The organism is Calothrix sp. NIES-3974 (genome assembly GCF_002368395.1).
GTDB lineage: Bacteria > Cyanobacteriota > Cyanobacteriia > Cyanobacteriales > Nostocaceae > NIES-3974.
In genome coordinates, this window is the sequence record NZ_AP018254.1 from 4,910,501 (window position 1) to 4,924,728 (window position 14,228).

Annotated in this window: 11 protein-coding genes; 8 read left to right on the plus strand and 3 right to left on the minus strand. The window is 39.2% G+C overall.

The features are described from left to right. Positions 1-30: 30 nt before the first annotated feature. Positions 31-1,557: a ferredoxin:protochlorophyllide reductase (ATP-dependent) subunit B gene (bchB, locus tag CDC37_RS19725; protein WP_096624372.1), complete on the minus strand. Its 1,527-nt coding sequence runs from the start codon at positions 1,555-1,557 to the stop codon at positions 31-33. 518 nt (positions 1,558-2,075) lie between these two features. Here bchB and CDC37_RS19730 point away from each other — a divergent pair. The 3 genes from CDC37_RS19730 to CDC37_RS19740 all read left to right on the plus strand — a co-directional run bounded on the left by CDC37_RS19730 (position 2,076) and on the right by CDC37_RS19740 (position 5,516). Further along, entirely contained in the window at positions 2,076-3,029 is a 954-nt protein-coding gene (locus tag CDC37_RS19730; RefSeq protein WP_231943120.1) for a beta-ketoacyl-ACP synthase III, read from the plus strand. Then, on the plus strand, positions 3,019-4,212 hold the full coding sequence (locus CDC37_RS19735) for an ATP-grasp domain-containing protein (RefSeq protein WP_096624376.1): 1,194 nt from the start codon (positions 3,019-3,021) through the stop codon (positions 4,210-4,212). The genes CDC37_RS19730 and CDC37_RS19735 overlap by 11 nt, the downstream gene beginning before the upstream one ends. 260 nt (positions 4,213-4,472) lie before the next feature. Then, positions 4,473-5,516: an aromatic ring-hydroxylating oxygenase subunit alpha gene (locus CDC37_RS19740; RefSeq protein ID WP_096624378.1), complete on the plus strand. Its 1,044-nt coding sequence runs from the start codon at positions 4,473-4,475 to the stop codon at positions 5,514-5,516. A 227-nt stretch (positions 5,517-5,743) separates the two neighbouring features. Here the strand turns inward: CDC37_RS19740 and CDC37_RS19745 are convergent, their stop codons facing one another. After that, positions 5,744-7,051 (minus strand): NYN domain-containing protein, encoded by a 1,308-nt coding sequence (locus tag CDC37_RS19745; RefSeq protein ID WP_157780791.1) that lies wholly within the window; start codon positions 7,049-7,051, stop codon positions 5,744-5,746. 56 nt (positions 7,052-7,107) lie between these two features. Next, entirely contained in the window at positions 7,108-7,743 is a 636-nt protein-coding gene (locus CDC37_RS19750; RefSeq protein WP_172892803.1) for a pentapeptide repeat-containing protein, read from the minus strand. Positions 7,744-8,761: 1,018 nt separating this feature from the next. Between CDC37_RS19750 and CDC37_RS19755 the strand changes: the two genes are divergently transcribed. The 5 genes from CDC37_RS19755 (at position 8,762) to CDC37_RS19775 (ending at position 14,196) form a co-directional block, all read left to right on the plus strand. Beyond that, positions 8,762-9,547, plus strand: coding sequence for a PIG-L deacetylase family protein (locus CDC37_RS19755; protein WP_096624382.1), 786 nt, complete (start codon positions 8,762-8,764; stop codon positions 9,545-9,547). 287 nt (positions 9,548-9,834) lie between these two features. Beyond that, positions 9,835-10,938: a glycosyltransferase family 4 protein gene (locus CDC37_RS19760; protein ID WP_096624384.1), complete on the plus strand. Its 1,104-nt coding sequence runs from the start codon at positions 9,835-9,837 to the stop codon at positions 10,936-10,938. A gap of 467 nt (positions 10,939-11,405) precedes the next feature. Further along, entirely contained in the window at positions 11,406-11,900 is a 495-nt protein-coding gene (locus CDC37_RS19765) for an NUDIX domain-containing protein (RefSeq protein WP_096624386.1), read from the plus strand. 46 nt (positions 11,901-11,946) lie between these two features. Further along, entirely contained in the window at positions 11,947-12,756 is an 810-nt protein-coding gene (locus tag CDC37_RS19770) for an alpha/beta fold hydrolase (protein WP_096624388.1), read from the plus strand. Positions 12,757-13,086: 330 nt separating this feature from the next. Further along, positions 13,087-14,196 (plus strand): ABC transporter ATP-binding protein, encoded by a 1,110-nt coding sequence (locus CDC37_RS19775; RefSeq protein WP_096624390.1) that lies wholly within the window; start codon positions 13,087-13,089, stop codon positions 14,194-14,196. Positions 14,197-14,228: the final 32 nt, after the last annotated feature.

Here is a 14,228-nt window from a genome sequence, read left to right on the forward strand (position 1 = left end):
TTAAACTTAACTTTCACCCCAGAAAATAAATTATGCACCGACCGCTTCTTTCGCTGCGTATAAAACTTCCACATCAATATTATTAATTCCCCTTTCTCTGGCAAATTTTTCCGTATTGCGCTTGACTTTTCCTTGGACAAATCCAGGGATTTTATTTAATTCTGCTAATCCATCTTTTGTCCAATTTAAATCAGCAGTGACGGACATTTCTTTGGTAATTACTTCTTTCGTGTCATGACCACCAAATATTTCTAATAAATGGTCTTCCATTCCCAAGGTGAAGGAGTTATAAACTAAATCAGCGATTTGATTTGTACCTTCATAACCCATAAATGGTTTATAACCTATTGGAAAATTTTGAATATGAATTGGTGCAGCAATCACACCACAGGGAATCTTTAGACGTTTACCAATATGACGTTCCATTTGGGTCCCAAAAATTGCTGCTGGTTCAGCTTTGGCAATCCAATTACCTATCTCGGCATTGTCTTCACTAATTAGCACTTCATCACAGTATTCCCTAACTTGTTCCCGGAACCAATCACTATCATATTGACAGTATGTTCCAGCCCAAACTACATGAATTCCCATTTCTCTAGCTAAAATTTTTGTCATTGCCGCTGCATGGGTATTATCTCCAAAGACAACAGCTTTTTTATCGGTTAAATTTTGACAATCAATGGAGCGAGAGAACCAAGCTGCTTGGGATACATATAAGGTTTGTTGATGGATGAATTCTTCGTAGTTAACTACTGTACCTTGTTGATTAATTATTGTTTGAATTTGGCGAATGCAACGTGCTGTTTCTACCACCCCCATTGGGGTAATATCAACGTAAGGTATATGAAAGTTTTCCTCTAAATAACGAGCGGTCATTAACCCTAATTCCCGATATGGACACAGGTTAAACCATGCACGGGGTAATTTTTTTAAATCTTGAACGGATGCACCATCAGGAATAATCAAATTCACCTCAATCCCTAATTCTGCCATCAGGTGTTTTAATTCCCGACAATCATGTTGATTATGAAAACCAAGGGTAGAAATGCCAATAATATTTACTGAGGGTTTGGCGGTTTTTTCTAAGGTAAGTTCGTTTTTTTTACCTGCTTTATCAAGATAATATTTAACTATTTGATAGAGGGTTCGATCTGCTGCTTGTAATTCGTTGTAACGATAATGATTAACATCCGCAAGCAAGACATCGCATTTCGCTTCAATTCGTGCCCTTTCAACAAAATTATGTAAATCTTCCTGTAAAATACTCGATGTACAAGTGGGGGTTAAAACGATTAAATCGGGGCTTTCTTCTTGGTCTTTTCGGGTAATATTATCAATGACTTTTTCTTGGGAACCTCGTGCTAATACATTGCGGTCAACAACACTAGCTGTCACCGGTGTAAAATTACGTTCCCGTTCTAGCATTGACCGCATCACATTAAAATAATCATCCCCCAAAGGTGCGTGCATAATTGCATGGACATTTTTAAAGGAACTAGCTATTCGTAATGTGCCAATATGAGCAGGACCTGCGTACATCCAATAGGCTAATTTCATGAATCTTCTCCTTGGAAGAAAATAGAATACAGGAGATAGGAAACAGGAGATAGAAGAAATTAGGGAATTATTTTGGTATTCATATTTTGCATTTACCAAATATCACAAATCAGCCTAACTACGTATCTTTAAATTTTAGAATCCGAGACACGATATATCGCGTCTCTACATATCCTATCTCCTGTCTCCTGTTTTGACGCTTTTCATTGTCGCAAATAAATTCCTGCTGATAAAGGGTGCGATCGCAAAGAATTAAAACAGCTATCATCCCTCAAATCCCTGTATAGCTTGTCTTCGCTTACTGTCAATAATTTGTTTTTTGTGACTATTTATTTAATGAATACTTTATTTACCTTTAGCTAAATTAATTTACAAATATTTATTTAAGAAGTATCAAGTATTTGATTTATTCAACCCAATTGTGATATTAGATAGACGAAATCACTTAAATTAAAGTATAAAGAGGGTGACTAAATTTGCAGAAAAGAAAAATTAAAATAGTCTCCACAGGAAAGTATTTGCCAAAAACCGAAGTGACAGCGAAACAATTAGCTGCATCAATTGGGACAACGGAAGATTGGATTTTGAAAAAATCCGGTGTGGAGGTTCGTTATTTTGCTCAAGGAGAAACTGCTTCCCAAATGGGTGCATTTGCAGCGAAAAATGCCCTAGAAGCAGCGAATTTATCTATTAAGGATATTGACTGTATTATTAGTACCAGTGGAGTTCCAGAGCAAGCTTTACCCTGCAATGCAGCCTTAATTCAACAACATTTAGGTGCAGAAGATTCAGGGATACCAGCCTTTGATATTAACTCCACCTGTTTAAGTTTTATTACTGGTTTGGATACGATTTCCTATTTAATTGCCGCAGGTAGATACAAACAAGTATTATTAGTAGCAACGGAGGTGGCAAGTCAGGGAATTAATTGGCAAGAGAAAGAGAGTTCGACCCTATTTGGTGATGGTGCTGCGGCGGTGATAATTAGTTCAACACAGACCCATGAAACAGCAGAAATTATCACATCCAGGATGGAGACCTATAGTAAAGGAGCGCAGATGACAGAGTGTCGAGGGGGAGGAAATAAACATCACCCGACCGAGTATGGAAGCAATCCAGATTATTTTTTATTTCGGATGGATGGGAGGGGGATATTTCGACTAACTTCGCAGATTTTACCAGGATTTATTGAACGTTTATTAGCACCAACCGGGTTAAAAATCACCGAAATGCAGATGATAATTCCCCACCAAGCAAGCTTAATGGCAATTCGATTATTGCGCAGTCAATTAGGCGTACCAGCAGCAAAGGTGATGGTGATTGCCCATAATCATGGTAATGCGATCGCGGCTTCAATACCAATGGCGCTACATGAGGCAATTGTCCAGGGAAAAATCAAACGGGGTGACAAAATTATGTTACTAGGAACATCTGCGGGGTTTTCGGTGGGAGGGATAGTACTTGAATTTTGAGGTTTGTACTAATATCCTGTTTACGGGTGGACGCGCTCCTGTAACCTTGGATTTAGCAAGATTATTTGCCAGTGCTGGTTATCGGGTATTTGTTGCGGATAGTATGCAGCATCAGTTATGCAGTCTGTCGCGATATGTTAGTGAGAATTTTTTTGTTCCATCACCCCGTCATGATTATCCAGGGTATATTCAAGCTTTGGAGAAAATTATTCAAGAGCAAAAAATTGATTTATTAATTCCCACCTGTGAGGAGATTTTTTATATTTCCCATGCACTTCCTAGATTGTCCCAATTATGTCAGGTATGTGCAGAGTCTTTAGATCGGTTAGATCGATTACATAATAAATGGGAATTTATCCAACTGGCTCAAAATCAAAATTTACAAGTTCCCCAGACTTGGTTTTTAAAAACCTCTGAGGATTTAGATAATTTAATCCAAACAAGCTCAATTAAACTGATTTTTAAACCAGTTTATTCTCGTTTTGCAAGCCATATACATACTTTTAACCCAGATATTCAAAACCGACCAGATATTACAATTACTCCCACCCAACCTTGGGTAGCTCAGGAATATATCATCGGTCAACACTATTCCAGTTATAGTATCGCTCATCGTGGTCAAATTACCGCCCATGCCGTTTATCCAAGTATTTTTACAGCCGGGAAAGGAGCCTGTATTTACTTTGAATCAATTGACCACCCTAGTATTTTCACATGGGTCAATAAATTTATTACCGCAATCAATTTTACGGGTCAAATAGCCTTTGATTGGATTGAAAATCAAAATGGAGAATTGTACCCATTAGAATGTAATCCTCGAACCATCAGCGCCATTCATTTATTCACCCCCGCTGATAATTTACCCCAAGCATTTATCTCCCTGCCCCAGCAAATAATTAAACCCCAACCTCAACGAAAAGCAATGATATTAATGGCAATGTTAATCTACGGATTACCAAGTGCTATTGTGACTAACCGCGTCAAAACATGGCTCAAAATATTTTTAAAAACCCCAGATGTAATTTTCCGTTTCCATGACCCCTTACCATTTTTATCGATTTGGATAATTTTAATTCAAGCCCTCATTACCAGTTTCAAAACAAAACAAACCCTGCAACAAGTTTCCACCCAAGATATTGAATGGGATGGTGAAGAAATAGGGAGTGATAAATCAGATTTTTGACAAACAATATTTTTATAGAAGTCATATCAATATGGTTCGGCTCAGAAAAATCATTAACCCAAAATAATTGTAGAGATGCGTTAGCGTTCAGCTCCTCTGAAAGAGGCTACATCACGTCTTCTTCCAAAATCACCATGAAAAATCATTAAAATCGTATTGGGAGTTATATTTGATTTTTGACAAAAGCCGGTTCCTATTCCCCACCTATACAAGCCATTTAAATATTTAAATCAGATTCCTGTATTAACCCCCTTCCCACGATGAATAATTATCCTCATCAAGCTTGGTATATCGCCTGCACATCCCAGGAATTGAAACAAAATACCCCGATTCAACGCACAATTAATCATATTCCCCTAGTCATTTTCCGCAGCCAAAATCATCAAATTATTGCCTTCTTAGATAAATGTCCCCATCGTCACATTCCCCTTTCATCGGGATATATCCATAACCAGCATTTAGTTTGTCCCTACCACGGTTGGGAATTTGACAATCATGGAATTTGTCAACAACAACCAGGGAATATTTGCTATCAAAATCAACCCAAACACAATTTAACAAAATATCCAGCCATCGAACTATACCATCATATTTGGATATATCTCACCCCTGAAATAACACCCCCAACCGCACCCTATCAACTTCCCCACATCAATCAACCTGGTTTTAGCACCTTTTACTGGAAAATGACCAGTCAAGCAACCTTAGAAAATATCGCCGAAAATTTCCTCGATGCAACCCATACCCACTTCGTTCATCGGGGATTAATCAGAAAACCTCAAAAACGCCAAGAAGTTACCGTCAAAATTACTCGTTCTCAGCAATTTGTCGAAGCAATTTATCTCGGAGAACAACAAATTTCAGGATTAATTTATCAAATTCTCGCACCCGGATGTCATCAAGTCACCTCCATCGGTCGATTTATTTTGCCAAGTATTGCCCAATTAGAATATCAAACCAATCGACCCGATTATCGTCTATTTATTTCCTTGATTTTAACACCAATTAAAGACAACCTGACCCAGGGATATATTTTCGTTACCTTTCGCTGGGGTTTACCAAATTGGCTAGGTAAATTAATTGCTCGACCCCTATTTATCCTTGCAGCTCAACAAGACCAAAAAATCCTCAATTTGCAAGCGAGTAATATGCAGCAATTTCCCCCACAAAACTTTGTCATTACGGAAATAGATATAATTAAACCCCATATTGATTATTTACTTAAATCTAGCTTAAACCCTTCTCCAACTCCCAATCATCACCTGGATATTAATTGGGAAAAAACAATCAAAATTATGCTATAAATTCACTATTCCGGATTTGTAGTAAGCTCCTAAAACTTTTAGTGAGTAGAGAGTAACGGGAGTAGGGAGTAGTAGGAAGATTAACCCATTACTCAAGGCTTATTAATCCCTTGTGAGAAATACAGGACTATACTGTTTAAATTTGTTCCATTTGATACATTTTCTTCCCCTACTCCCAAAAGCTCCAAAAACTTCCCGTCAGGTATCAACTCCAAAGTAAAACGGTATTAGCTGGGATCTGGTAGAATTTGTCGCAACACCTCATAATTGACATCAGGGAGAACTGTTTTTATTTTCTGCATAACTCCAGTTCTCAAAATGTGTATAACAGTTTCTACTGATTTAATGTCATCTCGAAATGATAGCTTTTGTTCAGACACTTGAACACCTTCAGGTTCTCGATGAAACATTTCTGCGGAAATAAAACTAAATAATGTAAACTTTACTATTTCTGATGAAACTTCTTCATTTAATGCAGTAACTATTTCTTCGATAGCAGTTCCAAGATCAACTTGTCGAACTGGATTTCTCACAATCCAATTTGATATTAGATATAAAGCCTCTGGTGATGGAAGGCGATAAATAGGTGAACCTGCTCCCAAGATTGATCTATATGTTTCAACTGAGTGAATTTCTCTAGCACTCAGATCAGGTAAAATTTCGCATCCTTTCGGAACTGAACTGCGAAGAACCAAAATAACTTGTGAGGGGGGAATACGTGCTATACATAATTGCGAATCTTGACATATATATTGCATATATTCAATAAATTTTGCAAAACCTAATTGAATAGGTCTCAGTCCAGGAATTATGTAACTGATTGCTTGTTGTATAACTGACAAATGAATCCCAGAACGAGTCAAGTCTAATTGGCAGATGCGATCGCTAGTATACCAATTTAATATTTCTTTCGTTTTAGCTATAACATCTTCCGGTGCAGCAGATGTTGTCTGTTGAACTTTGTTAATAAGGCGAGAGTTTCGCGGATCAAACCCATCCGAATGCTTATTTGTTAAAGTCTGTAAACTTGCTTTATATTGGTGTTCTTCTTCATCTGGGTCTGTTATCCAAACAAAATCATCGCAGACAGCTTGAAAAGTTTTATTGGTGGCATTTCTATACGCACAACCAATTACAGTTTTTCCATACTCATGCAATTTCTTTGCAAGGGCAGCAAAACCACCATCTCCTGAGACAATAACAAATACTTCTAAGGATGGACGAACATGAGCTAAGTCAATAGCATCAATCGCCAACTGAATATCCGCCGCATTTTTCTTTTGTTCGCGAGAAAACCCAAAAACTTGAATTGGATCTATACCCAGTTCATTGATTTCTCCACGCATAATTGAAAGGCGAGAATCACTCCAATTTGCATATGCTCGCTGCACCGCAATTTGTCCAAGCTTTTCTGTTTTACGAATTGATGCCAAAATATCCTCTAAAGATAAATTTGCAATCATTTGTTGTGAGAAACTATACCCTTTTAATAGATTCTCAATATCATAAAAAATTACTGTGTTGAATTTCAGCACTACAATCTCTTTTCTATTACTAATTTAATCAGCAATTACCTAATATTTCCTCAAAATTACGGTAACTTGGCATTTTGTAAATTCGCCCCATCCACAAAAGCTGCATCCAAATTTGTACCTCGCAAATCTGCACCATCTAAATTCGCACCCCGTAAATCCGTTCCCTCCAAGTTTGCACCTCGTAAGTTTGCACCTCGTAAATTTGCACCACCTAAATTAGCTCGACTTAAGTCTACTCCCTTCAGGTTTGCATTAGCCAAATTAGCTCCTCCAAGTTGGGCTTCACGCAGATTTTTACCCCGTAAATCCCGTTTTTGCCAGTTGACACCGCCAAAGTTCTTGTTATTTATATTACTGATATTACTGGTATTACTAATCTTATTTCTGTTAGTACTTTGATTGATATTCTGACTCTTCTCATCTGAGTTTTGCGGAGAATCGAGATTCTCTTCTAGGGGTTGTAATGGTGAGGATACAGTCTCAACTGGTACAGATGTGTCCACTGGTGGTTCGGCAATATCTGAATTTGCCAAGGAAGTATCCTGAGAGTCCCTCCGTGGTTGAGTTTCTACCGAGGTTATTTGAGGTACTTCCGTAATACGTAATACAAAATATACGACTACCCCCCCCATCAGGGTCAAACCTGTGAGCAAAGCGGTGAGGGTGAGAATTAGACCTTGACGCTTTTGCATATAAAATTTCTGATTGGAGAAATTGATGATTGCTTCTATTTTGACCGAGTTTTGATGATTTGGCGAATCCATCTAAGGGTGCTAATCCCGGATTTGGAGCAAATTCCTAAAACTTCCAGTGAATAGGGAGTAGTGAGACGATCAACCAATTACTTAAGGCTAGGACTTACGCACTCTTTATGAGAGTCAGATTTTGGAATTACTACTGCTACGCAAGCAAGAAGTCGCTGCGCGTCTACCTTACGACCCTATGGTCGATCCGCTACGCGAAGAAGTGCAATAACGGTGTTTACGTTGTCCTTGCGTCAGTCCTGAAGGCTGATCACTCTCTTGCTCTAAATGCGGATAATGCAATCTTTGTCAAGTACTAGCTCCACAGACAAGCAGGGGTAGGAAGATGATTTATCAAATTTTCATCTGTTCAGCGAAAATTTGTCATGGGAATCCCAGATTCCAAAATTAACTGCAAATATACTTTGGTTGGGGTGTTAGATTTTTTTTGGAAAAAGAAAATATTTAGTTGCACCTTCACACTATAAGCACAACTACGAGCCAAATACAGAGGCTTTACTTTGTCTTTACATAGCAGGGCTTTTTCTCGCCGACTTATTTAATTCTTTCATGAAAGAGTATGGTTTTGATGAATTTATCCTGAACATAATCTCTCAAAACGACAAATTTGATATTGTATTTATATTAAATTCAAGTATTTAATTCGCCTACTAAAAATATAAATGTCCAATCTAGCTCAAAATTGGCAGATGTGCATTAACTTAAAGTATTGCGAAAACTACTTAGACTTATCTTGAAACTACATTTCATCTTTTATATAGAGATGAATCTATAAGATGGATAGGTTTTTCTCTATTCTAGAGATGACTAAATGTAAATTTTGTTCAAAGTCTGATTGTGATTCTATTTCCTGATATGGATGAAGATGAGTAAGGAATTTTGTATATTCCTCATCTTGACTTTTTCCCGATAAATTTATTTGTGCTAAATCCCAAAATAAATTGTGATGAAGACTAAACAGGTACTACAAAAGTTACAAAAAATATTCCCAGAAAGTTGGTTGTATTTTGTTCAAAGTATTCATGCGTTTGTAGTATTTAATTGGATTTTGAAAATTCAAAGTCAGCCATTAAAGGTGACATCGAAATCGATGATGGTTTTTTCTCCCCATCAAGACGATGAAACCTTTGGTTGTGGGGGAATGATTCGGTTGAAGCGAGAACAGGGTGTATCGGTGGTAGTTGTGTTTTTAACCGATGGACAGGGTTCTGGAGGGTCAAAAGCAACAACCAAAGAAGAGATAATTCAGACTCGTAAACAAGAAGCAACCACAGCGCTAAATATTTTGGGTGTTGCATCTAAAGATATTTATTTTTTGGATAAACCAGATGGGACATTACCGGATTTAGCAGCTGATGTGAAGCAAGCTACTATTCAAGAAATCGTGAATTTGTTGCGATTATACCAGCCGCAGGAAATTTACGTTCCCCATTATAAAGATTGCCATCGTGATCACGAAGCTACCTATACATTGGTTTGTGATGCGATCGCCCAATTAAATCTGGATGTGGATGTACTACAGTACACAATTTGGATGTTGTGGCGAGCGCCATTATTTATAATGTTGAAATTACGAGATATTCTACCTGCCTATCGATTAAACATTAGTCAAGTGCTAACACATAAACAACAGGCGATCGCATCCTATTCTTCCCAACTAGAAAGCTTACCGCCTAGTTTTGTAAATCGCTTTCAAGGCTGCCACGAAATCTTCTTTAAAACTCAATCATAAGGGAATATCGATGGTAATAATCAGAAATTCAATTGTTCCAAAAACATAAACTTGAATATGCTGATTGTAGCAACTGCCTGGAAGTGATTTTTCTACTTAATTGATGAATATCAAAAATGAATTATAATCCCAATACATATTGATTCATGGGGTAATATTTAGCCGGATATTGATGGTGTGTTTTGGGTGTGGTTAACACTTTTGCTGATGCAGTTTAATCAAAGCTTTGCAAGAACAAATATAGATTGAAATTAATTCATGTATATAGAGAGATAAAGAGATAAATTATGCGAATTTTACACATTGTTAATCATGTCGAAAAAATCGGTAATGGGATAGTAAATGTTGCTGTAGATTTAGCTTGTCTACAAGCAAGGGAGGGTTATAAGGTTGCTGTCGTCTCCAAGGGTGGAGAATATGAAAGTTTGCTATCTCGATATGGTGTTCAGCACTTTAAATTAGATCAAAAGCGGACTCCCCTGAATATTCTCAAGGCAATTTGGTGTTATCGACAGATATTAAAAGGATTTCAACCCAATCTCGTCCATGCACACATGATGACGGGAATAGTACTATCGTCGTTGTTACGACTGAACTACGACTACCATCTAGTTTCAACGGTACACAACGAGTTCCAATACAGTTCCCTGCTCATGGGACTAGCTGATAACGTGATTACCGTCAGTCAAGCTGTGGCAAAATCCATGATTCGTCGGGGAATCCCAGAACGAAAAATTCGAGTTGTTCTCAACGGTACATTGAACAGTCCACGTCATCCGAATATTCGCAGCTACACTCCGATGGATTTGCAGCGTCCAGCAATTACGACGGTTTCCGGGATGTATCGACGTAAGGGAATCGGTGAACTGATAGAAGCATTTACGAAAATTGCCGATCAATTCCCCAGCTTGCATTTATATCTGGTTGGTGATGGACCAGACCGTGATGAATTTGTCGCAGAAGTCAGGGAAAATCAATTTCGCGATCGCATCCACTTTGAAGGTTTTCAGACCGAACCTCAGCGTTACATGCTCGCAACAGACATATTTGTGTTAGCGTCCCATCGTGAATCATTTGGTTTGGTTTTGACGGAAGCTAGGGAAGCTGGTTGTGCGATTGTCGCTTCCAATGTAGATGGTATTCCTGAAGCTCTTGACAATGGTCAAGCTGGTATTTTGGTTCCCTCTCAAGACAGCGATGCATTAGCAAACGCTCTCAAGGAATTGGTCAGTAAACCAGAGAAATTAGCCCAATGGAAAAATAAAGCCAAACAAAACCTTGAACGCTTTCAAGTTCATCGTGTTCACCAGGAAACCTTGGCTATTTATCAGGACTTGATGAGTCGAGAAACTGATAAAGCTAAAGTTTCCGCTTCCTTCAACCAGTTGTAATCGCCTCACAAGGCTAAACTATAATACTCCACCCCAATACTCCACCCCATTAACTGTGCATTAATGATGGGTAAAAAAAAAGCACGTAGTGTAGTAGCGCTAAAGCGCCATTCCCTCCCACCCATCCTCCGCGTAGGTGCAGAATCTACGAGACTCTAGTCCTCACGCACTGGATGACTACGCAGAGCATAGTCACCAAGTAAATGACCTGGATATTTCCGCCAACTTGTGCTAGTTGTCGGGGAGTACGTCAAGCAGAAGTAGTCCCACCATCTATTGCATTATTTTGCACTGATAACCTCTGATTACTGTTTTTTTGGTTTGGAATTGATATATTGACTATGAATCGTTTAAAATGAAGCCCAGGCTGATACGTATATAAGTATAAAGAGTAACTTTAATTTTTGTGCTGAATCACCCTAGATGTATGGGTAATAAATAGTTAAAATACCAAGTGCAGTTTCAGATTGAATAAATTGGCGTTTTTTGCAGTGACAATTCAGTCCACCCGTAGTTTGTGGCGCTTTGGACGAACCGTCCTTGGGGTTATATTTCGTCACCCTGTGCCAGGGACAAGCATTATACCAATCTTACCAGATGGCCGAATTGTCCTAATCCGCCGTCGTGACAATGGTTTATGGGGATTATCCGGAGGAATGGTTGATTGGGGAGATGATATCCCTAGTACCGTGGAGCGTGAATTAAAGGAAGAGACGGGTTTAGAGTTAGTGCAAATCAAGCGTTTGGTGGGGGTATATTCCGCACCGGAGCGTGACCCCAGGATTCATTCAATTTGCGTAGTTGTGGAAGCTGACGTATCGGGACAGATGCAAGTCCAGGATGAGTTAGAAATCATGGAAATTCGTGCTTTTACGCGGGATGAATTGCCATTAGACCCGATGTCCCACGACCACAACCGTCAACTGCAAGATTACTTAAATGGCTTGACGACATTGGCATAATATTGTTACATCCTCACATACAAGTAGCGCGAATCGTTTGGTAAAAATGGAAACTCTATTCCGCAATTCCCGGATTAAACTCTCCCAGGGGTTATTATTTTGGCGCGAAGTTGGTTCTGGTGCGCCAATCGTTTTTTTACATGGAACTTGGACTGATAGTAGTCAATGGGTCAAGGTGATGGAGGTTCTGTCACGGGAGTTCCATTGCTTTGCTCCTGACCTGCTTGGATTTGGAGAATCTGAGTTTCCGAACATACATTACTCAGTAAATCTGCAAGTTGAATTAATTAATGAATTTTTGGATGCACTCAAGTTAGAAAGGGTATATCTGGTTGGTCATTCCCTGGGTGGTTGGATTGCTGCTACCCACGCTTTAAAATATCCGGAGAGGGTGAGTAAATTAATATTAATTTCTCCGGAGGGAGTCGGGATTGAGGGGATAGAATCCCATTGGCAACGAATGCGGAATATTCTGATGCGTTCAGATTTTACCTTTGGGTTATTGCGTTTTATTCGTCCCCTTGCCAAGTTGTTCGGCTGGAAAATTGATCTGGAAGCTGATTTAAAGTTGCGGCAAATCATGGAAGGGAGTCCTACCGCTTGTGAGTTAATTTTTAACCGCCAAAATGCCGAAATTAAAGCTGAATTATTGGATAACCGTTTGTATGGGATGATGCCACCAACTTTGATTTTACAGGGTGGGGAAGATAGTCAGGAAGCAGTCACTAAAAGTAAAATTTATACCCAAAGTATTCACGGAGCTAAATTAAAATTCATCGCACACGCTGGACATGACTTACCGGAAACATCTGTTTTGGATGTAGCTGGGGAAATTCGCAATTTTTTGCGTGAGTAAGCTCATACTAGTGGTTTGTCAAGTCAACGTTTGATGGGTAAAAAAAAGTACGTAGTTGCGCTAGTCTGCGACAACCCTGCGGGTATAGCCCTCTCAAATAAAGCTTGAGATAGTACTATCCGTCATTGCGACCCCAGGGAAGCAATCTCATTATCCGCAAACTACCACGACAACAGGCAACTTGGTGTAACCATCTTTTGTTAAGATGGTAGGGGATCATATACCTTGCTGTTCTAGAGTGAGATCAAAAAATTGTACTGGCGATCGCAAAACCAATTTTTACCAGAATTGGGTAGGATGAATCGCCCTCAAAATCTCAATTTTTAACTAATGGCAAAAGTTCGACTAGAGAATATTAATCGCGTTTATAATCAAGCAGTCGCGATCGCGGATATTAGTTTTGAAATACCCGATGGTGAATTTTGGGTGTTGGTTGGACCATCGGGATGTGGTAAATCCACGATTCTACGGACTATTGCTGGTTTGGAATCGGCAACTTCGGGTAATATTTACATTGGCGATCGCTTGGTGAATAATGTTCCTGCTCGGCAACGGGATGTGGCAATGGTATTCCAAAATTATGCCCTCTATCCCCACATGACGGTTGCCCAAAATATTGGCTTCGGTTTGAAAATGCGCCAAGTTGATAGTAATATCATTAAACAACGGGTTCTTGAAGTTGCTCGCTCCTTGTCCCTGGAACATTTACTGGAACGTACTCCCAAACAACTATCAGGAGGACAACAACAACGGGTAGCCCTGGGACGCGCGATCGCTCGCCAAGCAGAAGTTTTTCTCCTAGACGAACCTTTGTCGAATTTGGATGCCCAATTACGGGATGATACTAGGGCTGAGTTAAAGCAGTTACATCATAATCTGCGTAATACCACTGTTTACGTCACCCATGACCAGGTGGAAGCCATGACCCTGGCAGATAAAATAGTTGTGCTTGAGAAAGGTAGAATTCAGCAAATTGGCGACCCCCAAACCATTTACAGTCAGCCAGCAAACCGCATGGTGGCCACTTTCATTGGCAACCCTCCCATGAATATTTTACCAGCAAAATTTTTAGGTAAACAATTTGACATTTGGGGGCAAATGATTCCGGTGGGAGACAATATGGGAAAAATGGCAGATTTAAATATTCCCGTCGGTCAAGTAGTGGAACTAGGAATTCGTCCTGAATATATGACCCTAGCGGAAAATGGCGATGAAGAAGGGGATAAACCATTGTTGCTAGTGGAGGTCAAGGTAGTGGAACCGTTAGGAAGGGAAACTTTAATTCGTGCTGGGATACCAGGTTCCATGACGATTTTGAACATTCAAACAAGCGCCAATATTCGTCCCCAACCGGGAGATAGATTACATTTGTTATTGGATTTACAGCATTTATTTGTGTTTGATGGAGAAACGGGTAAACGTTTATTTCCACTAGTTTAATACTAAGGTACTATGTTAATGCGAACATTTTA